The 25,291-nt window shown below is 58.8% G+C and carries 21 protein-coding genes; 10 read left to right on the top strand and 11 right to left on the bottom strand.

The genetic code is table 11. The features are described 5' to 3' along the window. Positions 1 to 13 precede the first annotated feature (13 nt). From fliI to fliF, 4 genes are read right to left on the bottom strand one after another with little or no spacing between them, the layout of a single operon-like run. On the bottom strand, positions 14 to 1,375 hold the full coding sequence (gene fliI / locus IT763_RS13975) for a flagellar protein export ATPase FliI (protein WP_004934781.1): 1,362 nt from the start codon (positions 1,373 to 1,375) through the stop codon (positions 14 to 16). Beyond that, complete coding sequence (fliH, locus tag IT763_RS13970; protein WP_016927310.1) at positions 1,375 to 2,079, bottom strand: flagellar assembly protein FliH; 705 nt, start codon at positions 2,077 to 2,079, stop codon at positions 1,375 to 1,377. Before fliH ends, fliI begins: the two co-directional genes overlap by 1 nt. Next, positions 2,072 to 3,064 (bottom strand): flagellar motor switch protein FliG, encoded by a 993-nt coding sequence (fliG, locus tag IT763_RS13965; RefSeq protein WP_004934775.1) that lies wholly within the window; start codon positions 3,062 to 3,064, stop codon positions 2,072 to 2,074. Before fliG ends, fliH begins: the two co-directional genes overlap by 8 nt. Beyond that, positions 3,061 to 4,755 (bottom strand): flagellar basal-body MS-ring/collar protein FliF, encoded by a 1,695-nt coding sequence (gene fliF, locus IT763_RS13960; protein ID WP_048794699.1) that lies wholly within the window; start codon positions 4,753 to 4,755, stop codon positions 3,061 to 3,063. The genes fliG and fliF overlap by 4 nt, the downstream gene beginning before the upstream one ends. Positions 4,756 to 5,070: 315 nt before the next feature. Here fliF and fliE point away from each other — a divergent pair, with 315 nt between their 5' ends. Then, on the top strand, positions 5,071 to 5,385 hold the full coding sequence (gene fliE / locus IT763_RS13955) for a flagellar hook-basal body complex protein FliE (protein ID WP_004934773.1): 315 nt from the start codon (positions 5,071 to 5,073) through the stop codon (positions 5,383 to 5,385). A gap of 244 nt (positions 5,386 to 5,629) precedes the next feature. On the opposite strand, the gene IT763_RS13950 is transcribed toward fliE, so the two are convergent. After that, positions 5,630 to 6,229, bottom strand: coding sequence for an FMN-dependent NADH-azoreductase (locus tag IT763_RS13950; RefSeq protein ID WP_048794698.1), 600 nt, complete (start codon positions 6,227 to 6,229; stop codon positions 5,630 to 5,632). Between the two features lie 128 nt (positions 6,230 to 6,357). Here IT763_RS13950 and IT763_RS13945 point away from each other — a divergent pair, with 128 nt between their 5' ends. Beyond that, positions 6,358 to 7,275, top strand: coding sequence for a LysR family transcriptional regulator (locus IT763_RS13945; RefSeq protein WP_164052459.1), 918 nt, complete (start codon positions 6,358 to 6,360; stop codon positions 7,273 to 7,275). A gap of 43 nt (positions 7,276 to 7,318) precedes the next feature. Here the strand turns inward: IT763_RS13945 and IT763_RS13940 are convergent, their stop codons facing one another. The 5 genes from IT763_RS13940 to fliD form a co-directional block, all read right to left on the bottom strand. Continuing rightward, the gene (locus IT763_RS13940; protein WP_049299135.1) at positions 7,319 to 8,614 is read right to left on the bottom strand and encodes a hypothetical protein; all 1,296 of its coding nucleotides are present in this window, start codon (positions 8,612 to 8,614) and stop codon (positions 7,319 to 7,321) included. 707 nt (positions 8,615 to 9,321) lie between these two features. Beyond that, positions 9,322 to 10,170, bottom strand: a complete 849-nt coding sequence (locus IT763_RS13935) for a helix-turn-helix transcriptional regulator (RefSeq protein WP_028128106.1) — start codon at positions 10,168 to 10,170, stop codon at positions 9,322 to 9,324. A gap of 308 nt (positions 10,171 to 10,478) precedes the next feature. Continuing rightward, positions 10,479 to 10,847, bottom strand: a complete 369-nt coding sequence (gene fliT / locus IT763_RS13930) for a flagella biosynthesis regulatory protein FliT (RefSeq protein ID WP_016927319.1) — start codon at positions 10,845 to 10,847, stop codon at positions 10,479 to 10,481. Next, positions 10,847 to 11,257 carry a flagellar export chaperone FliS gene (gene fliS, locus IT763_RS13925; RefSeq protein ID WP_004934758.1) on the bottom strand — a complete coding sequence of 137 codons (411 nt, stop codon included), beginning with the start codon at positions 11,255 to 11,257 and terminating at the stop codon, positions 10,847 to 10,849. Before fliS ends, fliT begins: the two co-directional genes overlap by 1 nt. 26 nt (positions 11,258 to 11,283) lie before the next feature. Next, positions 11,284 to 12,684 (bottom strand): flagellar filament capping protein FliD, encoded by a 1,401-nt coding sequence (gene fliD / locus IT763_RS13920; protein ID WP_016927320.1) that lies wholly within the window; start codon positions 12,682 to 12,684, stop codon positions 11,284 to 11,286. A gap of 281 nt (positions 12,685 to 12,965) precedes the next feature. Here fliD and IT763_RS13915 point away from each other — a divergent pair, with 281 nt between their 5' ends. The 7 genes from IT763_RS13915 (at position 12,966) to tcyN (ending at position 18,924) form a co-directional block, all read left to right on the top strand. Next, entirely contained in the window at positions 12,966 to 14,003 is a 1,038-nt protein-coding gene (locus IT763_RS13915) for a flagellin FliC (RefSeq protein WP_025303241.1), read from the top strand. 182 nt (positions 14,004 to 14,185) lie between these two features. After that, on the top strand, positions 14,186 to 14,908 hold the full coding sequence (locus IT763_RS13910; protein WP_016927322.1) for an RNA polymerase sigma factor FliA: 723 nt from the start codon (positions 14,186 to 14,188) through the stop codon (positions 14,906 to 14,908). 54 nt (positions 14,909 to 14,962) lie between these two features. Beyond that, on the top strand, positions 14,963 to 15,472 hold the full coding sequence (gene fliZ, locus IT763_RS13905; protein ID WP_004934751.1) for a flagella biosynthesis regulatory protein FliZ: 510 nt from the start codon (positions 14,963 to 14,965) through the stop codon (positions 15,470 to 15,472). Between the two features lie 125 nt (positions 15,473 to 15,597). Continuing rightward, positions 15,598 to 16,590, top strand: coding sequence for a D-cysteine desulfhydrase (locus tag IT763_RS13900; RefSeq protein WP_016927324.1), 993 nt, complete (start codon positions 15,598 to 15,600; stop codon positions 16,588 to 16,590). 115 nt (positions 16,591 to 16,705) lie between these two features. After that, the gene (gene tcyJ / locus IT763_RS13895; RefSeq protein ID WP_016927325.1) at positions 16,706 to 17,506 is read left to right on the top strand and encodes a cystine ABC transporter substrate-binding protein; all 801 of its coding nucleotides are present in this window, start codon (positions 16,706 to 16,708) and stop codon (positions 17,504 to 17,506) included. Next, positions 17,506 to 18,168, top strand: coding sequence for a cystine ABC transporter permease (gene tcyL / locus IT763_RS13890; protein ID WP_016927326.1), 663 nt, complete (start codon positions 17,506 to 17,508; stop codon positions 18,166 to 18,168). Before tcyJ ends, tcyL begins: the two co-directional genes overlap by 1 nt. A gap of 3 nt (positions 18,169 to 18,171) precedes the next feature. Beyond that, complete coding sequence (tcyN, locus tag IT763_RS13885) at positions 18,172 to 18,924, top strand: L-cystine ABC transporter ATP-binding protein TcyN (protein WP_049299137.1); 753 nt, start codon at positions 18,172 to 18,174, stop codon at positions 18,922 to 18,924. Positions 18,925 to 19,248: 324 nt separating this feature from the next. On the opposite strand, the gene putA is transcribed toward tcyN, so the two are convergent. Beyond that, positions 19,249 to 23,220: a trifunctional transcriptional regulator/proline dehydrogenase/L-glutamate gamma-semialdehyde dehydrogenase gene (putA, locus tag IT763_RS13880; RefSeq protein ID WP_049299138.1), complete on the bottom strand. Its 3,972-nt coding sequence runs from the start codon at positions 23,218 to 23,220 to the stop codon at positions 19,249 to 19,251. Between the two features lie 570 nt (positions 23,221 to 23,790). Here putA and putP point away from each other — a divergent pair. Then, on the top strand, positions 23,791 to 25,275 hold the full coding sequence (gene putP / locus IT763_RS13875) for a sodium/proline symporter PutP (RefSeq protein ID WP_206194779.1): 1,485 nt from the start codon (positions 23,791 to 23,793) through the stop codon (positions 25,273 to 25,275). Positions 25,276 to 25,291: the final 16 nt, after the last annotated feature.

The raw sequence follows: 25,291 nt of genomic DNA, 5'->3' as shown, positions 1-25,291 counted from the left end.
GCCTCTGGTGACGTTAAACAATCAACTGCTGCAGCTGTTGACAGGCTTCATCGTAGCCGCTGCGTTCAAAGATGCCCTGTTGCAGGTACGCTTCCATCTGCGGGTACAGCGTCATCGCTTTGTCCAGCAACGGATCGCTGCCCGCCGCGTAGGCGCCGACGCTGATCAGATCGCGGTTGCGCTGATAGCTGGCCAGCATCTGCTTGAAGGTGCGTACCCGGCGGTAATGCTCTTCGTCGATCAGCGATGTCATGGCGCGGCTGATTGACGCTTCGATGTCGATCGCCGGGTAGTGGCCGGCCTCCGCCAGCCGCCGCGACAGCACCACGTGGCCGTCGAGGATGGCGCGCGCCGAGTCGGCGATCGGATCTTGCTGATCGTCCCCTTCGGTCAACACGGTGTAGAAGGCGGTGATGGAGCCGCCGCCGCTGATGCCGTTGCCCGCGCGTTCCACCAGCGCAGGCAGCTTGGCGAAGACTGAAGGCGGATAGCCTTTGGTCGCCGGCGGTTCGCCGATGGCCAGGGCGATCTCACGCTGCGCCATGGCGTAGCGGGTAAGGGAGTCCATGATCAGCAACACGTGCTGCCCGCGATCGCGGAAATCTTCGGCGATGCGGGTGGCGTAGGCCGCCCCCTGCATGCGCAGCAGCGGCGACACGTCCGCCGGCGCAGCGATCACCACCGAGCGCGCCCGGCCTTCGGCGCCGAGAATGTTCTCGATAAAGTCTTTGACCTCGCGGCCGCGCTCGCCGATCAGGCCAACGACGATCACATCCGCCTGGGTATAACGGGCCATCATGCCGAGCAACACGCTCTTGCCGACGCCGGAGCCGGCGAACAGGCCCATGCGCTGGCCGCGACCGACGGTCAGCAGACCGTTGATGGTGCGCACCCCCACGTCCAGCACCTGCTCGATCGGCGTGCGCTGCAAGGGGTTGAACGGCGCGGTGATCAGCGGCGCGCGGTAACCGGTTTCCGGCGAAGGCAGGCCGTCGAGCGGTTTGGCGCTGCCGTCCAGCACGCGCCCCAGCAGCGCCGGGCCGAGCGGCAGCTGTTTGCCGGCGCTTTGGCCTTCCGGCGCGATGCGGGCGTAAACCCGCGCGCCCGGCACGATGCCTTCGACTTCTTCCAGCGGCATCAGGAACAGCCGTTGGCCGTTGAAGCCGACCACTTCGCTTTCCACTTCCTGCACCTCACCGGCGTCGTGCCGTTCGATGAGGCAGGTCGCCCCGAGCGGCAGCTGCAGGCCGGTAGCCTCCAGCACCAACCCGGTGGCGCGGGTCAGGCGACCGTAGCGGCGCACCGTCGGCGCGCGGGCGATGCGTTTTTCCAGCGTATCCAGAGAACTCAGCCAGCGGCCGAGACGCGCGGTCATCAGACTTCTCCCGGTGCCGCCAGGCGGCACAGTTCATGCCAGCGCGTCGCCAGGCTGGCGTCGAGATCGCCTTCCTCGGCGCTGACCTTGCAGCCGCCCGGATGCAGTTCGCCGTCCGCCAACAGGCGCCAGCCGTGCAGGCTGAGGGTAACCCCCAACTGCTGCTCGACGCGTGGATAGTCGTCCGGGTGGACCCGCAGCTGCGGCTTGCCGTTGAACATCGGCTCCTGTTGAATCAGCTGTTGGATCTGCGCGAGCAGGGCGGTGCCGTCGCACACCGGCGGCTGGCCCAGCACCTGTTTGGCGGCGGTCAACGCCAGTTGCATCAGCCGCGAAGCGATCACGCTGTCGAGCGCGTCCAGCGTGTGCTGGAATTCGGTAACCAACTGCTGCCAGTGGGCGGTCAGCGGCTGTTGCTGCTGCTGAGCTTCCAACAGCCCTTGCTGACGGCCTTCTTCCAGACCGGACTGAAAACCGGCTTCATAGCCTTTTTGCTGGCCGTCGGCATAGCCCAACTGCTGGCCCTGTTGCTCGGCCTGCAGCCGCAGCGTCGCCAACTGCTGCTGCAATTCGGCCTGCGCGTCCGGCGACGGATCGCTTTGTTCGAGATCCGGCAGCGGCGGCAGTTCGAACGCCGGTTTCTGTTCGCCCAAATCGTTGAGCGACCAGGGCTGCCAGGGCAGGGTGTTAATGCGATCAGACATAGGTGTCCTCGCCGCCGCCGATGATCATTTCGCCGGTTTCCGCCAGGCGTCTTACCACCAACAGGATGGCTTTCTGCTCGTTCTCCACCTGCGACATACGCACCGGCCCACGGTTGGCCAGATCGTCGCGCAGGATGTCGGCGGCGCGTTGCGACATGTTCTTGAGGAACTTCTCGCGCAGCGGCTGTTCGGCGCCTTTCAACGCGATCAGCAGCGACTCGCCTTCCACTTCCTGCAGCAGGCGCTGGATGCTGCGATCGTCGACTTCCACCAGGTTTTCGAACAGGAACATCTCGTCGATGATCTTCTGCGCCAGCTCGCCGTCGTATTCGCGCATCGCGTCGATGACCGCTTCTTCCTGCTGGGTTTTCATCAGGTTGATGATCTCGGCGGCGGTGCGCACCCCGCCCATTTTGCTGCGCTTGAGGTTCTGGCCGTCGAGCAGGTTGTTCAGCACTTCGGTCAGCTCTGCCAACGCCGCCGGCTGCACGCCGCCGAAGGTGGCGATACGCAGCATCACGTCGTTGCGCAGGCGTTCGTCGAACAGGGCCAGGATGTCCGCCGCCTGGCCGCGTTTGAGGTGCACCAAAATAGTGGCGATGATCTGCGGGTGTTCGTCGCGGATCAGATCGGCGGCGCTCTGCGGCTCCATAAAGTTGAGCGTTTCCATGCCGGTGGTGGTCTCGCGCGATTCGAGAATGTCTTCCAGCAGGCTGGCGGCGCGCTCTTCGCCCAGCGCCTTGACCAGCACCGAGCGCAGGTAGTCGCTGGCGTTGACGCTCAGCGCCGCGTATTGCTCGGCGTCGTCTTCAAACTCGGTCAGTATTTCGCCGAGCTGTTTGTGTGAAACCTGGCTCATGCCGGCCATGGTGCCGCTCAGCAGCTGTACTTCGCGCGAGGAGAGGTGTTTGAACACCTCCGCCGCGCGATCTTCACCCAGCGTCATCAGCAAGATGGCGCTTTTGTCGGTTCCGGTCAGGCTCATATCTCGTTACTCATCCATTGGCGGATTACCAGAGCGACCACGCGCGGGTCTTTGTCAGCCAGATCGCGGATCCGCTGGCTCTGGACTTCTGCGCTGACGCGCTGCTGCGATTTGCGACGCTGCGCCAGCTCCTCGTTGCTCGGTTTGTTGCTGTCGACCGCTTTGGCGGCAGGGGCGTTGGCGGCGGCGATGGCGGCCTGTTGCGCAGCCTGGCGCTGTTGCAGCTGCGGCCGCACCAGTTTGCGCCACAGCAGCCAGGCCACCAGCAGCACCAGCAGATAGCGGCCCGCGTCGATCAGGCGATCGATAAACGACTGGCTTTGCCAGAACGGCAGTTCGCCACCGGTCACCTGAGTGTCGGTAAACGGCGTATTGACCACGTTCAGGGTATCGCCACGGCTGCTGGAGTAGCCCATCGCTTCACGCACCAGCGCTTCGATCTGCGCCAACTGCTCTTTGCCCATCGGCTGCGGTTTGCCGTCTTTACCGGTGCCCAGGTAGTTGACCACCACGGCGACCGACAGACGCTGCACGGTGCCGGCTTTGTGCTGGGTATGGCGGATGGTGCGATCGAGCTCGTAGTTGGTGGTCGCGTCGCGTCGGGTATTTTGCGGCACGCCGCTGGCCGCCGCGCTGCGGGTGGTTGCGGCGTTTTGCGCGGTGGCGTTGGCATTGTTGCCTGCCGCGGGCTTGGCGGTTTCAATCGGCGCGGTGGCCGGCGCGCTCGGTTGGTTGGACAGCGCGCCTGGCACGCCACCCACCTGCGGCCCGCCGATCTGTTCGCTCAGGCTGGTTTGCTGGGAGCGGATAGCGGCTTTGTCCGGCTGCTGGTTCGGCTGGTATTGTTCATCGGTTTGCTCGCGCGTGGCGAAGTCGATCTGCGCTGTGACCTGCGCACGCACGTTGGCGCTGCCGACCACCGGAGCGAGGATCGCTTCGATGCGGCGCTGGAAGCCGTTTTCCACTTCGTTGGCGTATTTCAGCTGCGAAGCGTTGAGATCGCGCCCGGTGCCGTCGGACTGGGTCAGCAGGCGGCCGGCCTGATCGACCACGGTCACGTTGCCCGGCGGCAGGCCGGCGACGCTGCTCGACACCATATAAACGATGGCGTTGATCTGGCCGTCGTCCAGCGCACGGCCGGGTTGCAGGGTGAGCGTTACCGAGGCGGAAGGGGATTTCTGTTCGCGCACGAACAGCGAAGGTTTAGGCAGCGCCAGGTGAACGCGGGCGTTTTGCACCGGCCCCAGCGATTCGATGGTGCGCGACAGCTCGCCCTCGAGGGCGCGCTGATAGTTAATCTGCTCGCTGAACTGGCTGATGCCGAATTTTTCCTGGTCCAGCAGTTCGAAGCCGACGGCGCCGCCTTTCGGCAGCCCTTGCTGCGCCAGACGCAGACGGGTTTCATGCACCTTTTCCGCCGGGATCAGCAGCGCCGCGCCATTCTCGGCAAAGCGGTAAGGGATGTTCATCTGCGTCAGTTGGGTGACGATGGCGCCGCCGTCGCGGTCGTTCAGATTGCTGTACAGCACGCGGTAGTCGGGGCTTTTCACCCACAACAGCAGCGCGACGACGATCGCGATCGCGGCGGAAGCGGCGACCAGCAACGGAATTTTCGGGTTGGCGCGCAGACGGTTCCAGATGGCCTGCAGGCCGTTGTCGCGGCTTTCGCCGGCGGTTATCGAAGCACTCATTTTAGGTCTCGTCCTTCAATGGCGCTCACGATCCCGTACGGGCCGCTGAGCAGCTCCCTGCCAGGCTGATGAACGGTATGGTTAGCGTTGTGTGACAAAACAGACTCCCTGATACACATATCTTCTAAATAGCGGCGCTCCCATTTCTGGGCAGGCCATTATTCGCCTTATCAGACAATTCCGATTGCCCGATAAGCCGGGTTTTTTGCAGTTAATTAACCGCTTTAGGTCCGAAAACGCTGTGCTAGGGTGTGCATCATTGGAGAAGTGCAGGGTGAAAACGTCACCCGGCGAGACGAGATGATTGAGGACCAGATGGCGATTCAGGGCATTGAAGGGGTGCTGCAGCAGATGCAGACCATGGCGGTTCAGGCCGGCAAGATGGGGCAGAACGCGGCGCCGCAGGGCGTCAGCTTCGCCAGCGAACTGACCGCGGCGCTCGGCAAAATCAGCGAGACCCAGCAAACGGCGCGCAAGCAGGCGCAGGATTTCGAGCTGGGCGCGCCAGGCATCAGCCTGAACGATGTGATGGTCGATCTGCAGAAATCGTCGGTGTCTTTGCAGCTGGGCGTGCAGGTGCGCAACAAGCTGGTGGCGGCCTACCAGGACATCATGAATATGCCGGTGTGATGAACGTGCCGACTATTTTTCAGTGAAATTTGGCTCGGCGCTGTTACCTTAGAGTGACGGCCAGTCCGACAATGCTGAAGCCGCAGCGCCAGCCGAGGAAAAAAAACCAGCTATCGAAATAGCTGGTTGAAGGTGCGATAAAACATTTATGTCATGTAGGAGCGTCGACAGCCGCTCGAGGGGGCGTCAACGCGATTATCATATTTGTTATGTTATAACAAATCAATGCTGCCGTGCGTTTGCTTCAGCCCGCCAATTCTGCGATCCGCTGGTGGGCATTCGCCAGCCCCTGCGCGAGGCCGTGCGGTCTCATATCCAGCCCTTCGGCATAGATAAATTGCACGTCGCCGATCCCCATCAACCCCAGCACCGAACGCAGGTAGGGCGTTACGGCATCGGTCGGATGCCCGGCGTGCATGCCGCCGCGTGAACTGAATACCAGCGCATTGACGCCTTCCACCAGCCCCACCGGGTAGGTGGCGGTATAGTTGAAGGTCATCCGGGCGCGGGCCACCAGATCGAACCAGTTTTTCAGCTGGGTCGGGACGTTGAGGTTGTACATTGGCGCGCCGAGCAGCAGCAGATCGCTCTCTTTCAGTTCGGCAATCAGCCGGTCGGAGAGCGCCACCGCCGCTTTGGCGCGTGGGCTGATGTTTTCCGCGCCGCGCAGCGCACCGAACAGCTCGCCGTCCAATACCGGCAGATCCAACGCCGTCAGATCGTGTTCGACGATCCGATCTTCGTGTCCTTTCGCCTTACGCGCCGCCAGATAGCGGTCAATCAGGTTATTGGTCTGCGAGTCATTTCCCATAATGCTGGATTTGAGTACCAGTATTTTTTTCATGCTGTTGTCCTCTGACGGTCATCTGTGGTTTTCACCGGGGATTCGGAATGACTGCAGGTTATCATTGCTTGATGTTCACCAGTGGTGATAGGTTTTCACTAAATTGATTCCAATTTGGAAGCATTAAGATGAAAAGCGATCTCAGCGCACTGCCGGCGTTTGTCGCCGTGGCGGAAGGCGGCAGTTTCGCCGCCGCCGCAGAGAAACTGCATCTGACGCGCTCTGCGGTCAGCAAAATCGTATCGCGTCTCGAGGCTCGGCTTGGCGTGATGTTGTTTATGCGCACCACGCGCAGCCTGAGCCTGACGGATGAAGGGGCGCTGTACTATGAGCACTGCCGGCAGGCGTTGGCAAACGTTCAGGCGGCGGAAAACCAGCTCGACAGCGGCAAGATGCAGGTCAGCGGCCGGCTCAGAGTCTCGGTGCCGGTGCTGTTCGGCCATTTGTGCATTGCGCCCGTGTTGACGGCGCTGGCGAATGAACATCCCTTGCTGACGCTGGAAATTTCATTCAGCGACCGCAGGATCGATCTGATCGACGAGGGGTTCGATCTGGCGGTTCGCATTGGCGAGCTGGCGGACAGCGGCAGCCTGGTTGCCCGGCGCTTGGGCGAACACGGCATGCTGCTGTGCGCCTCGCCCGATTATCTGCAGCGCTGCGGCGAGCCGAGAACGGTAGAGACGTTAAGCCGACATCAGGCGGTGGGGTATCTGCACGCCGGCGCCGTGCTGCCCTGGCAGCTTCGCGGCGAAAACGGCGAGCTGCAGCCGTTCAGGCCACCGGCCAAGATGATGATGGATGACATGCAGGGGATTGTCGATGCGGTGTCCGCCGGCGCCGGTATTGCCTGGCTGCCAGAGTGGCTGGTGCGCGAGCGCTTGATGGCGGGGACGTTGGTGGAGATCATGCGCGGTGGGTCCAGCCTCAGTTTCCCGGTGAACGTCGTGTGGCCCTATATGCCTTACCAGCCGCTCAAGGTGCGGCTGGCGGTAGACAAACTGGTGGCGGAGCTGCCTGGCAGGCTGACGCGGTTCGCGTCGGCCTGAGCGTGTATGTGGTGGCAAGCGGTCCAAGGGACGCTTGCCGATGTCAGAGCGCGCGCTGTTGCGTTGATCGTGGCAGTGACGGCTGTGTTTTCCCTGTCAACAGGCAACTGAAAATAAGAACCCAAATGAACCCGTAAGAGTAATCGGGGTTGGCGGCGCAGGAGCCCAAAAATGCGGAGAAAAGCATAAATTTAAGCATGGAATGGGCTTCGTTGCCGGCGACGTTATATTGCGAACGAATAAGCTTGGATACGATAAAACCGACTAACAGTATCGTCCCCAATATTCCGAAGTTAGCAAGTAGGGACAGAGGCAGAGAAGATATTCTTGCGCTACCGATACCGACGCCCAAGCCAAAGGTATTATACATAATTTCAAGGGCATTGTAGTTGGAGGCGGAGCGCACGAGGTGAGAGATCGTTTGCGCTTTTTTATCCGCGTAATCGGTTATTTTCTCCAGGAAAAAGATAAATGTGAGCTTTGATACGATGACCAAAGCCAGAGAAAATAGAGCTTTCTGTATCAGGCTAAAACGCGTACTGAAAATGAATGTGCCGCACAGCGACGTAAGCAGGGTGAAATAGCCCGATGTAGAGCCGTTTTTAACCAAGAGCAGCACCATCAATAGGGCCACTAGCTTCAGTCGCAACCCCTTGGCAACCAAAAGAGGCACGATGGTTGCGCCAATAAAGATACCGGCGAATGACGGTTCACCGAAGGTACCGCTCAGTCTGGATTCAAAAATGGCATTGGCGTTATGCATGCTGTTATACATCAAAATCTGAATCGCATTCGCCAGCGGCCTGGCAAGGAGCCAAATCAGACAGTAAGCGGAGAAAACCAGCGTCGTGAAAATGATGGTTTTCAGTGCATATTCAGGCGTGATTTCACGCCGCTTGACGTAAATGACATACAGCGTTATCAGGTTCAGCGTGATTAGAATCAGTTGCTTGATGTTGTTATTGCCCCACACAAGCGAGATACCTTTTTTGGCGTAATTATTTTCAAAGCTATAAGCCGGTGAATAAACTCTTACCCCTTCAAATAGGTGGGTTAACGCATAGGTGAAGAACCAAAAAAGAACAATTATTACCAGCGATTGCAGAAATACCCGGTGTTTTAAGTTCCAGACGGATGTGCTGTTTTTTGAAGTGAAAAAAAACCGGGTTATTAAAACCAGCTCGATAAAGTAAAATATAGGTAGGCTATTACTCCCTGTGTTAATAATAGCGCTTGATTGAAAGATGGATGCGAGAATCAACAGGGCGAAAATGGTTCTGTGGTGTAGGAAAAAAGTGGCGAAAGCGAGAGCTAGCCAAACAAAACTTAATATATTCACATTATATTCCCTAAGTTACTTATCCTATATGGCATCGTCTGGCTTCAGATTAAAGTAGTTATAAAAAACCAGCGCATTTCCGCGCGCTATCATACAATAAGAAGGTGGGATGGTCTAGCTGCAAGGGTAGTATATTCATGGGGTTATAGAATTAGACTGCAAGTATATGCCATTCTTATAATTAACGAGCTAATTAAGTCGCGCGGGTTTTGCGTTTGGGATAGTGACGATTGGCCCTCGGAATTTGCCGTGGCAGCAGGAAACAGGCCACCGGTGCAATTAATTCAGCAATAAAATAAATAAATAAAATTAATTAAAAATCACCGAGGAGCAACGACCATTGCAATGCGTAATAAAGCAGCAACAAGAGACAGCTGGCAAGCACCAGCTTTTCACCAGCTTGCTTAAGCTTGGCTTTAACGTTGTTTCTTTGCCGCATTTTTACGTTCTCGCTTTAGACAGTCAGATAGAAAAGCAGTATAGCAAGCAAATTTTAGGCGTCGGTCAAAATAGGAAAATACTTAATGCTTTGGTGGAGAACCGAGCAGTGGGTTGTGCGGGATAAATAGCCAGCGGCAGGAAGAGAACAACCAGGAAAAGGTGCCAGCGGTCGCTGGCGGATACGTCAAGATAGGTTGCTCGGCACGCCCACATCATTGCGATGCCATCGTTTATCCGGGCTAAATTGCAGTGTTTGCCGCCATTGATTAGCCGGAACCGTAATGCTGTTCAAAGGCAGGTTCCATTATTCTCTGATGACCGCGAATGGCGGTAGGGGCGAAACCGAAGCGTTTGCGAAAACGTTCGGCGAAACGCGAGGCGCTTTCATAACCCACATGTTGCGCGATGGCGGAGATCGGCCAGTCGGTCGACTGCAGCAGGGCCAGCGCGCTGCTCATGCGCACGTCAATCATCAGGTTGCGCAACGCGGTGTTTTCCATCGACAGTTTGCGGCGCAACATCACTTCACTCATCGACAGGCTCTCCGCGACTTTGGCCGCCGTCCAAATGCTGTGCGGATCGGTCGCCAGGCAGCGGCGCACGCGCTGCGTCAGATCCTTGGCTTCGTTGTGAATAAAGCGAATGCCGAATTGGGCCAGCCACAACAGAATTTCCAGCATTTTGTGCCGCACGATGATGGTGGGAAAGCGTTGCCGCAGCGTCAGCGCCAGGCCGGTGGTTTCAAAACTGTGCTTTAGGGCGCAGGGCAGGTTGCGCAGCGCCAGGACGGCATCGAACGGCATCGGCGCCGGCGTTTCCTCGGCCGGAGGTTGGACGGTGAGCAACAGGGGATCGCAGGTTAGCAGCTGGCAACTGAATACGCCGTCTTCGGACGGGCCGTTAATAATGTCCACCGTTTGCCCGCCGTCGATAATCAACAGCTCGCCGGGATGAGCGACCACTTCGTGTTGTTGCCAGCGTACGCGCTTATGGCCTTGTTGTATCAGATACAGATGTGGTTGCTCAAAATAGACTGAAGGGAATAATAATTCAGTATACTGAATGATGTGCGCTGAGGCGCCAATTCCAGGACAGAGATTAATTGTACGTTCCATCGATATTCATTTCGCAGCCATTATCTGGGAATATCTTTACGCTTTGATCCGCGCTGGAGCAACATTTTTCCATGGGCCGTGAAACACAGCGGCGAGTTTTATCTATCAAAAATCAATTTCCTGCTGAACAGAAAACGTCCGTGTCGGGATGATGTTTATCCATTAAAGTGAGAGCCAGGCTCGAAGCGCGCATTTTACCAATTACCCATAAGCTGAATAATTCAAATGCCATAGATTAATATCCTAACGTAACCCGAGAGTAATAGCGCATAGTGCTATTTAATCCATTTTCGTCAGTATTGTCGATCTTATCGGACCTGTGGTTCCCCCAGCAACAGCGCACGATCATGAAACTGGCCGTAGGCATTGTTGACCACGTTCTGGCGCGTGGACTGTTCGATCAACATTTTCAGCTCATCCATACGCTGCTGTAACAGACGTTTGAGTTCGGTTTCGTTGTCGAGGATCTGTTGCAGCTTATTGCGCAACATCTCCTGCAGCGCCATGGACGGGCCGGCTTGCCCGGTAAAGGCGGCGGTTTTTTCCACCGCCGTCACGTAAGCGAATTCGAGCTCGACGAGCTCCTCCCAGCGCCCGGTTTGCGCCAGCGCGATCATCTGGCTGCTCAGGCTGTAAATTTGTTGATAAGCGGCTAACAGCTGCTGTTGACGTTCCATTACACGGCGTCCTGCGAAGGTTGGTAGTTAGGGCCGATCTGGCGCCAGGCGTCGGCGATGTTTTCCAGCAGTTTAACCACTTCGGCGATCGCCGCTTCGTCGTTGTGCAGATTGGCCTGCATCAGCCGACGCTTCATGTAGTCGTACAATGCCGCCAGATTTTCGGCGATCTCGCCGCCCTGTTGAGGGTCGAGGCCGCTTTTCAGGCCGTTGTCGATGATATTGATGGCTTTGGACAGCGCCATGCCTTTGCCGGCGATATCGCCCTGGTTCATCAGGATGCGTGCGCGAAGCAGGGCGCTGAGCGCCCCGTCGAACAACATCACGATTAACTGGTGCGGGCTGGCGCTCATGGCGCCGCTTTCCAGACTGACCTGTGCATAGGCCTGAGTGCCGCTACGGTTATACATGCTGTTTTCTTTACCTTGTTAAAGGGTTACTTGAACTGTTGAGCCAAATAGTTACTGGTGCCGTTCATTTTCGACATCATGGTATCCAGCTGAACGAACTGTTGTTTATAACGATCGATAGTGTTCTGAATGCTGGCGGTGACCGTCGTGATCTGGCTGTTCAGGCGATCGAGGTTGGTGTTGATGCTTTTGGTCGAGTTTTCGATGATGCCGCCGGATTTGATGTAGCTCTGGATCTCGTTGTGGATCTCGGTGGCCATGCCGGTGTCTTTGCCGTTACCGACGAAGAAGTTGCTGACTTGATCCGGCTTCTCATCCATCGCTTTCTTCAGCTTGGCGCTGTCGATTTCCAACTTGCCGGTTTTGGTGTTGGTGGAAATGCCGAGGTTGCCCAGGCCTTTCAACTCCGGGTTGTCCTGGGCTGCGCTCAGCGCGCTTTTGATCGACGACTGAACGCCGCGCAGGGTGTTGTCGCCCAGCAGCGGACCGTTGCTGGGATTTGGCGCTTCGCCGGTTTTAACCGGGGTGAACTTGGACAATGCGTTGAAGGTGTCCAGCAGGGAGTTATAGCTGTCGACCCACTCTTTGATCTTGTCGGTGGTGCCGGCGGTGTTGGTGCTGATTACCAGATGCTGCGGTTCATCGGTTTTGGTTTTGGTTTTCAAATCGATGGTGACGCCCTGCAGGGCATCGCTGATCGAGTTGGTGCTGCGTTTGATAGCGGTGCCGTTCACCATCAGCTCCGCATCCTGCGGCGCGACCGTCTGCTTCATGGCGGTGGAGGTGCCGCGCGTGGCGTTGTAGTTCAGGATATCGCCCAGTTTGTCGTCATTGTCGACCTGGAGGGAAATCTTGTTGTTTTCGCCGGTGGTGGAGGAACTGACCGCCAATTGATAATCGTTGTCGCCAACGCGCATGATGCTGGCGGTGACGCCGGCTTTGGCGCCGTTGATGGCGTCACGCAGCTCAACCAGTGAGGTTTGATCGTCGCTGAGCGGGATTTTGGTTTCTTTCGGCGGGTTGCCGGCGGTGATGGTCAGGGAGCGGTCGGTGACGCCTTCAGCGCCTAATTTAGCGCCTTGATCGCTGACTTTCGCCTGCGTGGTCAGCGTTTGCGCCTGCGCCAGGTTTTTCACTTCCACCACGTAGTTGCCCGGCACCGCCTTGGCGTTGGTGGTGATCTTGAAGGCGTCGTGTTCGGTGGCGGTGGTGGCCTTGAAGAAATCTTCTTTCGCCATCTCTTTGCTGAGATTGTCGAATTTTTCCAGCGCGCCTTTCAACGTGCCGTAACCGGTCAGCTGGGCGTTGTAGCTGGATTGCTTGGTGGTGTAAGGGGTCAGACGCTGTTGTTCCGCTTTGGTCAGCTTATCCAGCAAGCCATTGAGGTCAAGCCCTGAGCCGAGACCTAATGAACTGATCGTTGCCATGAGTAATTCTCCTTGATGATGACTTTATTCGCTTTACGCGTTATCGGCCCAGTGGTGAAAAAGTTTACCGAAAAAAACAAAAAAACGATGGCGCAATAGAGGAGGGAAAAACCGCGTTATTTCCGCCATTGCAGCGGGCGCAAAAAATTTTAAAAAATTGCTAAAGGTTGTTAGGGGAGGGCCGATACCTGAGGGGACGGTGGTTGACGCCGTGGGCAAACAAGCCCGAACCTTTTAACCGTGTTGCGAAGAACGCAACTGACTCGTAAGGAAAGCAAACAATGGCACAAGTAATCAACACTAACAGCCTGTCTCTGATGGCGCAGAACAACCTGAACAAATCTCAGTCTTCTCTGGGCACTGCGATTGAGCGTCTGTCTTCCGGTCTGCGTATCAACAGCGCGAAAGACGATGCTGCGGGTCAGGCGATCTCCAACCGTTTCACCGCTAACATCAAAGGCCTGACTCAGGCTTCCCGCAACGCCAACGACGGTATCTCTCTGGCGCAGACCACTGAAGGCGCACTGAACGAAGTTAACGACAACCTGCAGAACATCCGTCGTCTGACCGTACAGGCGCAGAACGGTTCTAACTCCACCAGCGACCTGAACTCCATCCAGGACGAAATCACTCAGCGCCTGAAAGAGATCAACCGTATCTCCGAACAAACTGACTTCAACGGCGTGAAAGTGCTGAGCAGCGATCAGAAACTGACCATTCAGGTTGGCGCTAACGACGGTGAAACCATCGATATCGACCTGAAAAAAATCGACGCTAAGCAACTGGGTCTGGAAAAATTTGATGTAACTGCAAAACCAGTGGCTATCGCTGACGGCGCTACAATCAATAACGGTACTAAAGACATCACTTACGATTCTAAAACATCGGGTCTGAAAGATGGCGAAGCTTTAGTAACTGCCAAAGATAAAGACGGCAAGGAAGCTTTCTATGTCCAAACCACCGCTTCAGATGGTGCTAAAACTTATAAAGCCGCAACCATCGCTGATGATGGTAAAGTGACTGCTGGTGCAGATGCCGATCTGAAACAAACGCCACTGGACACTCTGGACAAAGCGCTGGCACAGGTTGACGGCCTGCGTTCTTCCCTGGGTGCGGTACAGAACCGTTTCGATTCTGTTATCAACAACCTGAACAGCACCGTGAACAACCTGTCCGCTTCTCAGTCCCGTATCCAGGATGCTGACTACGCGACCGAAGTGTCCAACATGAGCCGTGCCAACATCCTGCAACAGGCTGGCACCTCTGTTCTGGCACAGGCTAACCAGTCTACTCAGAACGTTCTGTCCCTGCTGCGTTAATCGTCTCTCCCGATTAACTGTCGCAAAGAAACCCCGCTTCGGCGGGGTTTTTTTATGCTCGCGCACCGCGCGGTTATTACATGGCGCAAATAAAGCCCGTTTTGTGCGACTGTTCTGCCGATTGGCATTTCGCCCCCTACGCATAATAGCGCTGACTCTCTTATCCGCAGGTTTAAGACATAGTGAGCGATCTGTATACCGCCGAAGGCGTGATGGACAAAAATTCTCTCTGGTTGCGCTACGTGCCGTTAGTGCGCCACGAGGCGTTGCGCCTGCAGGTCAGGCTGCCCGCCAGCGTGGAGCTTGACGACCTGCTGCAGGCCGGGGGAATCGGGCTATTAAACGCCGTTGAGCGTTATGACGCCCTACAGGGAACCGCCTTTACCACCTATGCGGTGCAGCGCATTCGCGGCGCGATGCTCGACGAGTTGCGCAGCCGCGACTGGGTGCCGCGCAGCGTGCGGCGCCACGCGCGCGAGGTCGCGCAGGTGATGCGGCAACTGGAACAGCGTTACGGCCGCCCGGCGAGCGAAACGGAAGTGGCGCAGACGCTGAACATCTCGCTGGATGAGTACCGTCAAATTCTGTTGGACACCAATAACAGCCAGCTTTTCTCCTACGACGAATGGCGCGAGGAGCATGGCGAGAGCGCGGAACCGATGCTGGAAGGGCATGAGGAGGCCAACCCGCTGCATCACCTGTTGGAAGGCAGCCTGCGCCAGCGGGTGATCGACGCCATCGAGGCGTTGCCGGAGCGCGAAAAAATGGTGCTGACGCTGTATTACCAGGAAGAGTTGAATCTCAAAGAGATCGGCGCCGTGCTGGACGTCGGGGAATCCCGCGTCAGCCAACTGCACAGTCAGGCGATCAAACGGCTGCGTGCGCGGCTGGCGAACGATACCTGACGGCGGAGCGCCGCCCCCAACTCGATGACTCATGCGACAATCGGACTGCCCCTTATGCCAGGAATACTGTTGAAGAAACGGCCGCTTAGCCGTTACCTGAAAGATTACAAGCACAGCCAGACCCATTGCTCCCAGTGCGGCAAACTGTTGGACCGCATGGCGCTGGTGTTTCGCGGCAAGATAATCAATAAAGAAGCCATCGCGCGCATGGATCAGCCGATCGACGATGCGGTCTGGCAAAACGTGCAGCACGAACTGACCGCGCTGTGCCGCTTTTGCAGTGAGATTTCCTGCAACAGCCACCCGAGTTATTTCGACATTATGGCGTTCAAGCAGTATCTGTTCGAACAGACCGAGATGAGCCACAGCACCATTCGCGAGTACGTGGTGCGGTTGCGCCGGCTGGATGAAATGCTGGTGGCGCGGAATTACCCGGCGGACAAATTCGCCAACAGCGCCAGTCATCAGCGCATCATCGACGATCTGCCTACCGCGGCGCACAACAACTACCGCATTGCGCTGCGCAAGTACGATCAGTATCTCGCCTGGCAGCGCAGCTACTGAGATTTTCCCCGGCCGCTGGGCCGGGGTCTGCCGTATCCCCCCGTGATAAAGGATGATTATTCAGTTCACATCTGCTAAATCTATCGGTTATCAGATGTTGATATTCGATTCCCTGGGGGGAAGTAGTGAACCTGCAACAACAACTGGCGCAATTTCCGCGTCTGGATCTGGTTGGCGTCGCCACACCGCTGGAAAAACTGTCCCGTCTCTCCGATTACCTCGGCCGTGAAATTTACCTTAAACGTGACGATGTCACGCCTATGGCGATGGGCGGCAACAAGCTGAGAAAGCTTGAGTTTTTGGCCGCCGATGCGCTGCGACAAGGCGCCGATACGCTGGTCACCGCCGGCGCCATTCAATCCAACCACGTGCGCCAGACGGCGGCGGTGGCGGCGAAACTGGGCCTGCACTGCGTCGCGCTGCTGGAAAACCCCATCGATACCCGTGCGGAAAACTACCTGACCAACGGCAACCGCCTGTTGCTCGGCCTGTTCAACGCCGAGGTGGTGATGTGCGAAGCGCTGCACGATCCGCAGCAGCAACTGGCGGAACTGGCGACGCGCCTCGAGGCGCAGGGCTTCCGGCCTTACGTGGTGCCGGTGGGCGGCTCCAATGCCCTGGGCGCGCTGGGATACGTGCAGTGCGCATTGGAAATCGCCGAACAGAGCCGGCGCAGCAACGTGGCGTTCAGTTCGGTGGTGGTGGCGTCCGGCAGCGCCGGCACTCACGCTGGGCTGGCGGTGGGGCTGCAACAGCTGCTGCCGGAAACCGAGCTGATTGGCGTGACGGTCTCGCGCACCGTGATCGATCAACTGCCGAAGGTGGAGCAGATCCAGAAAGCCCTGGCCTGTTCGCTGAATATCGACGAACTGGCGCCGATCGCGCTGTGGGACGATTATTTCGCGCCGCAGTACGGCATGCCGAACGAAGAGGGCATGGCGGCGGTGCAGCTGCTGGCGCAGCAGGAGGGCGTGTTGCTGGATCCGGTATACACCGGCAAAGCGATGGCCGGTTTGATCGACGGCATTGCCCAGCGGCGTTTCCGCGACGAAGGGCCCATCCTGTTCGTTCACACCGGCGGTGCGCCGGCGCTGTTCGCCTACCATCCGCAGGTGTAAATACCGCTTGTTATTCCATTTTGAACTATATTTATAAGGTTATATTCCTTTATGCGGGCGGTTGCACTGTTAAAGTGCTGATATCAAAAAAGATAAACAACATACAGGGGTGTTTATGATGTTTGCAAAAGTTCGTCGCCAATGGTTGTTGGGCGTGGTGGGCGTTGCGTTGGCCGCCGGTTTGACGACTCAAACCTACGCCGCCGACAATCTGCTGCAGCAGGTGAAGCAGCGCGGCACGCTGATCGTCGGGCTGGAAGGCACCTATCCGCCGTTCAGTTTCCAGGGGGAAGACGGTAAATTGACCGGTTTCGAAGTGGATTTCGCCAACGCGCTGGCGGAACATCTGGGCGTGAAAGCCAAGCTGAACCCGACCAAGTGGGACGGTATGCTGGCTTCGCTGGATTCGAAGCGCATCGACGTGGTCATCAATCAGGTGACGCTCTCCGATGAGCGCAAGAAGAAATATGACTTCTCCACCCCTTACACCGTTTCCGGTATTCAGGCGCTGGTGAAAAAAGGCAACGAAGGCACCATTACCAAGCCGGAAGACCTGAAGGGCAAAAAGGTCGGCGTTGGCCTGGGCACCAACTATGAGCAATGGCTGCGCGAGAATGTGCAGGGCGTGGACGTGCGTACCTACGACGACGACCCGACAAAGTATCAGGATCTGCGCGTCGGCCGCATCAATGCCATCCTGGTGGATCGCCTGGCGGCGTTGGATCTGGTGAAGAAAACCGGCGATACGCTGGCGGTGGCCGGCCCGGCATTCTCCCGCCAGGAGTCCGGTGTGGCGCTGCGCAAAAATAACCCAGAACTGCTGGCCGCGATTGACCAGGCGATCGCCGAGATGCAAAAAGACGGCACGCTGGCGAAGATCTCCGAAAAATGGTTTGGCGCGGACGTAACTAAATAATGCACGAAAGTATTCAACTGGCGCTGGATTCAGCGCCATTTTTATTGAAGGGCGCCATACTGACGCTGCAGCTTAGCCTGGGCGGTATGGCGCTAGGCTTGTTGCTCGGTTTTCTGTTGGCGCTGATGCGCCTTTCGCCGCTGTGGCCGCTGTCGTGGCTGTCGCGCATTTACGTGTCGCTGTTCCGCGGCACGCCGTTGATCGCCCAGCTGTTTATGATCTACTACGGTCTGCCGCAGTTCGGCGTTGAATTCGATCCCTTCCCGGCGGCGCTGATTGGCCTGTCGCTCAATACCGCCGCCTACACCTCAGAAACGCTGCGCGCGGCGATTTCGTCGATCGACAAAGGGCAGTGGGAAGCCGCCGCCAGCATCGGCATGACCCGTTGGCAAACCCTGCGCCGGGTGATCCTGCCGCAGGCGGCGCGCACCGCCTTGCCGCCGCTGGGCAACAGTTTTATCGGCCTGGTGAAGGACACCTCGCTGGCCGCCACCATTCAGGTGCCGGAACTGTTCCGCCAGGCGCAGCTCATCACCTCGCGCACGCTGGAAGTGTTCACCATGTACCTGGCGGCATCGCTGATTTACTGGGTGATGGCGACCCTGCTTTCCGCACTGCAAAACCGTCTGGAAGCCCACGTTAATCGCCAGGATCAGGAGTAACGCATGAGTGCCATTGAAGTTAAGCAATTGACCAAGCAGTTCAAAGGTCAGACGGTGCTGCATGGGATCGATCTGGCGGTGGACGCCGGTGAAGTGGTGGCGATCATCGGCCCGAGCGGTTCCGGGAAAACCACCTTGTTGCGCTGCATCAACCTGCTGGAGGAGCCGGATTCCGGCACCATTCGCGTTGGCGATATCCTGATCGACGGCAGCAAGCCGCTGAGCAAACAGAAAAGTCAGGTGCGCGCGCTGCGCCAGCAGGTCGGTTTCGTGTTCCAGAACTTCAACCTGTTTCCGCACCGTTCGGTGCTGGAAAACATCATCGAAGGGCCGGTTATCGTTAAAGGCGAGGCGAAAGCCAGCGCCGAACAGCGCGCTCGTGCGTTGCTGGCCAAGGTGGGGCTGAGCGGCAAAGAGGCGGCTTATCCGCGTCGGCTGTCCGGCGGGCAGCAGCAGCGGGTGGCGATCGCGCGCGCGCTGGCGATGCAGCCGGAGGTGATTTTGTTCGATGAGCCGACGTCGGCGCTCGATCCCGAGCTGGTGGGGGAAGTGCTCAATACCATGCGTTCACTGGCGGAAGAGAAACGCACCATGGTGATCGTCACCCATGAGATGAGCTTCGCTCGCGACGTGGCCGATCGGGTTATCTTTATGGATCACGGCCGCATCGTCGAACAGGGCCCGGCCAAAGCGCTGTTCGCCAATCCGCAGCATCAGCGTACCCAGCAATTCCTCGATAAGTTCCGGAATCAATAAGGCGTCGGGGGCGTTTCCCCCGACCGCATTCACTGCGCTTTCAACAATTCATTGCGCGCGGCGGCGGCGAGAAATCCGCTGCGGCTGCCGTATCCCGGATATTACCGAACCCGAAAGTCAATACGTCTCGTAGCGCTCTGACGCGGCTTTCAAGCAGAGTAATCCGTCTATGTTGTTATCGTCCATGAGCGACGCCCCACCCTGTAAGGATAATAAGGCGCTAACGGCCGATCGGCCTGCGGACAATAAAAAACCCTGCACTCGTGCAGGGTTTGCGTAGCGGTAAGCCCATCAGGCTGCAACGCGTGCAGCCTTGAGGATGCGTTAACCGATGGTCATCAGGCTGGCGTTACCGCCGGCGGCGGCGGTGTTGACGCTCAGCGAACGTTCGATCAGCAGGCGTTCCAACAGAATGTTGGTTTCACCGTGGGCGAAGCCCTGCACCGAGACGATGGCGCCGCCGCGCTGCGCGATCTGCTCGCACAGGGTGCGCAACTGGTCGGCATCACCGTGGTAGATGGCGGCGTCGAACTCGACCTTGTCCTGCTGCCAGTCTTTGCTGAAGGCGATGCGCGCCTGCACATCGTTCGGCAAGCGGCGGAACAGATTGCGTTGCAGTTCCGCTTCCGGCCACAGCGCGCAGCTGCCAACCGCCAGCACGGCGGCCAGCTGGATCAGCGCGTCGGTTTCGTTATCCGCCAGGCACAGCACGCGTTCACGCGGCAGCAGGGCATAGGTGTTGCGCTCGCCGGTCGGGCCCGGCAGCGGACGTACGGTGCCGCCCTGGCCCAGTTCCGCATAACGTTGCGCCAATGCCGCCAGTTCGCCGTGCTGGCTGGTGACCGCCCACTTCTCCAGCGATTGCAACGCGCCCAGCAGCTGCGGCCGCGCGGTGGCTTCCATCGGGCGCTCTTCGTCCTGGCGGTGCAGCGTACGTTGCAGCGCGTCGTCCGGACGGTTGGCCAGCAGACGGTACAGGTACAGCGGGCCGCCGGCTTTCGGGCCGGTGCCCGACAGGCCTTCGCCGCCGAACGGCTGCACGCCGACCACTGCGCCGACCATGTTGCGGTTGACGTACAGGTTGCCGACCTTGGCGCGTTCGGTCACCCGGGCGATGGTTTCATCGATACGGGTGTGAATGCCCAGCGTCAGGCCGTAACCGGCGGCGTTGATCTGATCGACCAGCGCGTCCAGATTGTTGCGCTGGAAGCGCACCACGTGCAGCACCGGCCCGAAGATCTCTTTCTGCAGCTCGTCGAAGCTGTCGAGCTCGATCAGCGTCGGCTTGATGAAGGTGCCGCGCGCCCACTCTTTTTCATCCTGCGCGCTGCCTTTGGCGGCCTGGTACACCTTGCGGCCTTTGGCGCGCATTGCCTGGATGTGGCGTTCGATGCCGGTTTTGGCTTCGGCGTCGATCACCGGGCCCACGTCGGTGGACAGGCGCTCCGGGTTGCCCATGCGGCATTCGGCCATCGCGCCGCGCAGCATTTGCAGCGTGTGCTCGGCCACGTCTTCCTGAATGCACAGGATACGCAGCGCGGAGCAACGCTGCCCGGCGCTGTCGAAGGCGGAAGCCACCACATCGGTCACCACCTGTTCGGTCAGGGCGGAAGAGTCGACGATCATGGCGTTCAGGCCGCCGGTTTCGGCGATCAGCGGCGTCGGCCGGCCTTGCGGATCGAGACGACCGGCGATGCTGCGCTGCAGAATGCCGGCGACGTCGGTGGAGCCGGTGAACATCACGCCGCGGACGCGGGCGTCGTTGACCAGCGTCGAGCCGACGGTTTCACCCTGGCCCGGCAGCAGCTGCAGCACGCCTTGCGGAATGCCGGCCTCCAGCAGGATGCGCACCGCCTGCGCGGCCACCAGCGGCGTTTGCTCGGCCGGTTTGGCCAGCACGCTGTTGCCCGCCGCCAGCGCGGCGGCGATTTGGCCGGTGAAGATCGCCAGCGGGAAGTTCCACGGGCTGATGCAGACCACCGGGCCCAGCGGGCGGTGGCTGTCGTTGGCGAAGTCGTCGCGCACCTGGCCGGCGTAGTAGTGCAGGAAGTCGACCGCTTCACGCACTTCGGCGATGGCGTTGTTGAAGGTTTTACCCGCTTCACGCACCAGAATGCCCAGCAGGCTTTGCAGCTGGCTTTCCATCAGTTCGGCGGCGCGTTCGAGGATCGCGGCGCGTTCCGTCGGCGGCGTAGCGAACCAAATTGGGCCGGCGGCCGCGGCGGCGTCGAGCGCGCGGCTGACTTCGCCTTCGGTGGCTTCACGCACGTAGCCGACCACATCGCCCGGCTCGGCCGGGTTGATCACCGGCTGCTCCACGCCCTGATCCAATTCGGCGTCGATAATCGGTTCCGCGCGCCACGGATGGCTGGCGCTGGTGAGCAGGGCGCTGGAGAGCGAGGCCAGACGCTGTTCGTTGGACAGATCCAGACCGCTGGAGTTAACGCGTTTCTCGCCGTACAGCTCGCGCGGCAGCGGGATGCGCGGATGCGGCAGGCCAATCTGGCCTTCGTTGGCCGCCAGCGCTTCCACGGCGCTGACCGGATCGGCCACCAGTTCGTCGAGCGGCAGGGTGGCGTCGGCGATGCGGTTGACGAACGAGGTGTTGGCGCCGTTTTCCAGCAGGCGGCGCACCAGGTAAGCCAGCAGCGTTTCATGGGTGCCGACCGGTGCGTAGATGCGGCAAGGGCGGTTCAGTTTGCCGTCGGCCACTTTACCCACCACCTGTTCGTACAACGGCTCACCCATGCCGTGCAGGCACTGGAATTCATACTGGCCAGGGTAGTAGTTGTTGCCGGCCAGGTGATAGATGGCGCTCAGGGTATGGGCGTTGTGGGTCGCGAACTGCGGATAGATCAGGTTCGGCACCGACAGCAGTTTGCGGGCGCAGGCCAGGTAGGAAACGTCGGTGTACACCTTGCGGGTGTAAACCGGATAACCTTCCAGGCCGTCCATCTGGGCGCGTTTGATTTCGCTGTCCCAGTAGGCGCCTTTCACCAGACGGATCATCAGGCGGCGGCGGCTGCGTTGCGCCATGTCGATCACCGCGTCGATGGCGAACGGGCAACGTTTCTGATAGGCCTGGATCACGAAGCCGATGCCGTTCCAGCCGGCCAACTGCGGCTCGAAGCACAGCTTCTCCAGCAGATCGAGCGAGATTTCCAGGCGGTCGGCCTCTTCGGCGTCGATGTTGATGCCGATATCATACTGGCGTGCTTGCAGGGTCAGCGACAGCAGGCGCGGATAAAGCTCTTCCATCACGCGTTCGTACTGCGCGCGGCTGTAGCGCGGGTGCAGGGCGGACAGCTTGATGGAGATGCCGGGGCCTTCATAGATGCCGCGGCCGTTGGAGGCTTTGCCGATGGCGTGGATCGCCTGCTGGTAGGAAACCAGGTAGGCCTGCGCGTCGGCTTCGGTCAGGGCGGCTTCGCCCAGCATGTCGTAGGAATAGCGGAACCCTTTTTCTTCCAGCTTGCGCGCGTTGGCCAGCGCTTCGGCGATGGTTTCGCCGGTCACGAACTGCTCACCCATCAGGCGCATCGCCATGTCCACGCCTTTGCGGATCAGCGGTTCGCCGCTCTTGCTGATAATGCGGTTCAGCGAACGGGACAGATTGGCTTCGTTATGCGTGGACACCAGCTTGCCGGTAAACAGCAGACCCCAGGTCGCGGCGTTGACGAACAGCGACGGGCTGCGCCCCAGGTGCGAATGCCAGTTGCCGTTGCTGATCTTGTCGCGGATCAGGGCATCGCGGGTCGGTTTGTCCGGAATGCGCAGCAGCGCTTCCGCCAGGCACATCAGCGCCACGCCTTCCTGCGAGGAGAGGGAGAACTCTTGCAGCAGGCCTTGCACCATGCCGGCGCGGCCGTTTGCACTTTTTTGGTTACGCAATTTCTCGGCGATGCCATAGGCCATTTTGTGAGTGGCCTGCGCAAGATCGGCGGGTAATCGCGCCTGTTCGAGCAACATCGGCACCGCTTCGGTCTCTGGGCGGCGATAGGCGGCGGTGATGGCGGCGCGGGTCACCGACTGAGGCAGAATTTGTTCGGCGAAATCGAGGAATGGCTGGTGTGACTCTTCCTGCGCTTGCGGCATAATGTCGTCCGCTTCAGGCTGGCCCGCTGCGGCCAGCGCTGGAATTTCAGGAATATCGGTACCGCTCTCGAGACGCTCGAGGTAATTAAAGATGGCCTGCTTGATGAGCCAGTGCGGCGTGCGATCGATGCGCTGCGCGGCGCTCTTGATCCGGTCGCGTGTTGCCTCGTCGAGTTTCACGCCCATTGTGGTAGTGCCCATGCCTGTCCAACTCCTGTGTTTAGAACCTATCCCATCAGGCTAGACAAACAGCAGGCCGGAAAGCCTGTTGGGATAGGTTCGTGAGATGTGTGGGTTAAGAATGCAGACAATATCCTGCATGTTGCAACTTTGTGCAACCTTGTTAAATCAGGCTGATGAGCGAAGTGTGAGTTTCATCGATTTTTTAACACGGGCAGTTGGCATGAATGTTGCGTTATTGAGCGAATGCGGCGGGGTTTATGATGCCGCAGGCGCTTTACCTTGCGGTATATAAGGGTAATAGCAAGGTGCAACTCATTTTGCTTGTCGTGAGTGCAACCTTTGAGCCCGGTAAATGTGACGCAGGGTAAACTTTGTGTAACTTTGTTGTTAAATATCTTGTTGGTTGATGAAAGGCTCATCTAGGATAACCGACGGTCAACAATTACGGGCAGAAACTATTTTACCTGCACTCGCTAGCAGGCTGCGCCACGTTCCGGCGCGGCGGCCAGTGAAATGCATTGCGCGTGGGTTTACCGGCGCCGGCATGGCCGGAGCGAAACGCGAATAATAATGAAAGTGGAGAATTAAATGACAATGAGCACACCTATGCTGGTGACCTTCCTGGTGTACATTTTCGGGATGGTGCTGATCGGCCTGCTTGCCTACCGGGCAACCAATAACTTTGATGACTATATTCTCGGCGGCCGCAGTTTGGGCAGCGTGGTGACCGCGCTGTCCGCCGGCGCTTCCGACATGAGCGGCTGGTTGCTGATGGGCCTTCCGGGCGCCATCTTCCTCTCCGGCATCTCTGAAAGCTGGATCGCCATCGGCCTGACCATCGGCGCTTACCTGAACTGGAAGCTGGTGGCAGGAAGGCTGCGCGTGCATACCGAAGCCAACAATAACGCCCTGACGCTGCCGGACTATTTCACCAGCCGTTTTGAAGACAACAGCAAGCTGCTGCGGGTGATCTCGGCCATCGTCATTCTGGTGTTCTTCACCATTTACTGCGCCTCCGGCATCGTGGCCGGCGCGCGCCTGTTCGAAAGCACCTTCGGCATGAGCTACGAAACCGCCCGGTGGGCCGGCGCCGCGGCGACCATCCTGTATACCTTTATCGGCGGTTTCCTGGCGGTGAGCTGGACCGACACCGTACAGGCCAGCCTGATGATTTTCGCGCTGATCCTGACGCCGGTGATCGTGATCTTCGCCGTCGGCGGCATCGATACGTCGATGCTGGTGATCCAGGCGAAGAACCCGGCCAACCTCGATATGCTGAAGGGGCTGAACTTCGTCGCCATCCTGTCGCTGCTGGGTTGGGGCCTGGGCTACTTCGGCCAGCCGCACATCCTGGCGCGCTTCATGGCGGCGGATTCTCACCGCACCATCCGCAGCGCGCGCCGCATCAGCATGACCTGGATGATCCTGTGTCTGGCCGGGACCATCGCCGTCGGTTTCTTCGGCATCGCTTACTTCGCCAATAACCCGGATCAGGCCGGCAACGTGTCGCAGAACGGCGAACGCGTGTTCATCGAACTGGCGATGTTGCTGTTCAACCCATGGGTGGCGGGCGTGCTGCTGTCGGCGATTCTGGCGGCGGTCATGAGCACCCTGAGCTGCCAACTGCTGGTGTGCTCCAGCGCGATCACCGAAGACCTGTACAAGGCGTTCCTGCGCAAGGGCGCCAGCCAGCGTGAGCTGGTGTGGGTCGGCCGCGTGATGGTGCTGGTGGTGGCGTTGATCGCCATCGCCTTGGCGGCCAACCCGGAGAACCGCGTACTGGGCCTGGTGAGCTATGCCTGGGCCGGTTTCGGCGCCGCCTTCGGCCCGGTTGTGCTGATCTCGGTAATGTGGTCGCGCATGACCCGCAACGGCGCGTTGGCCGGTATGCTGGTCGGTGCGGTGACGGTGATCGTCTGGAAACAGTACGAATGGTTGGGCCTGTACGAAATCATCCCTGGCTTCATCCTGGGTTGCCTGGCTATCGTGGTGGTGAGCCTGATGGGCCGCCAGCCATCCTCAACCATGACCGAACGTTTCGATCAGGCGGAAGCCGAATACAAAACGGTATAACGCCGTTCGATGTCAG

Origin of the sequence: Serratia sp. CMO1 (genome assembly GCF_015689115.1) — a bacterium.
GTDB classification, from domain to species: domain Bacteria; phylum Pseudomonadota; class Gammaproteobacteria; order Enterobacterales; family Enterobacteriaceae; genus Serratia; species Serratia marcescens.
Note: the sequence above shows the minus strand (reverse complement) of the source record. Positions and strands in the feature narration are given on the sequence as shown.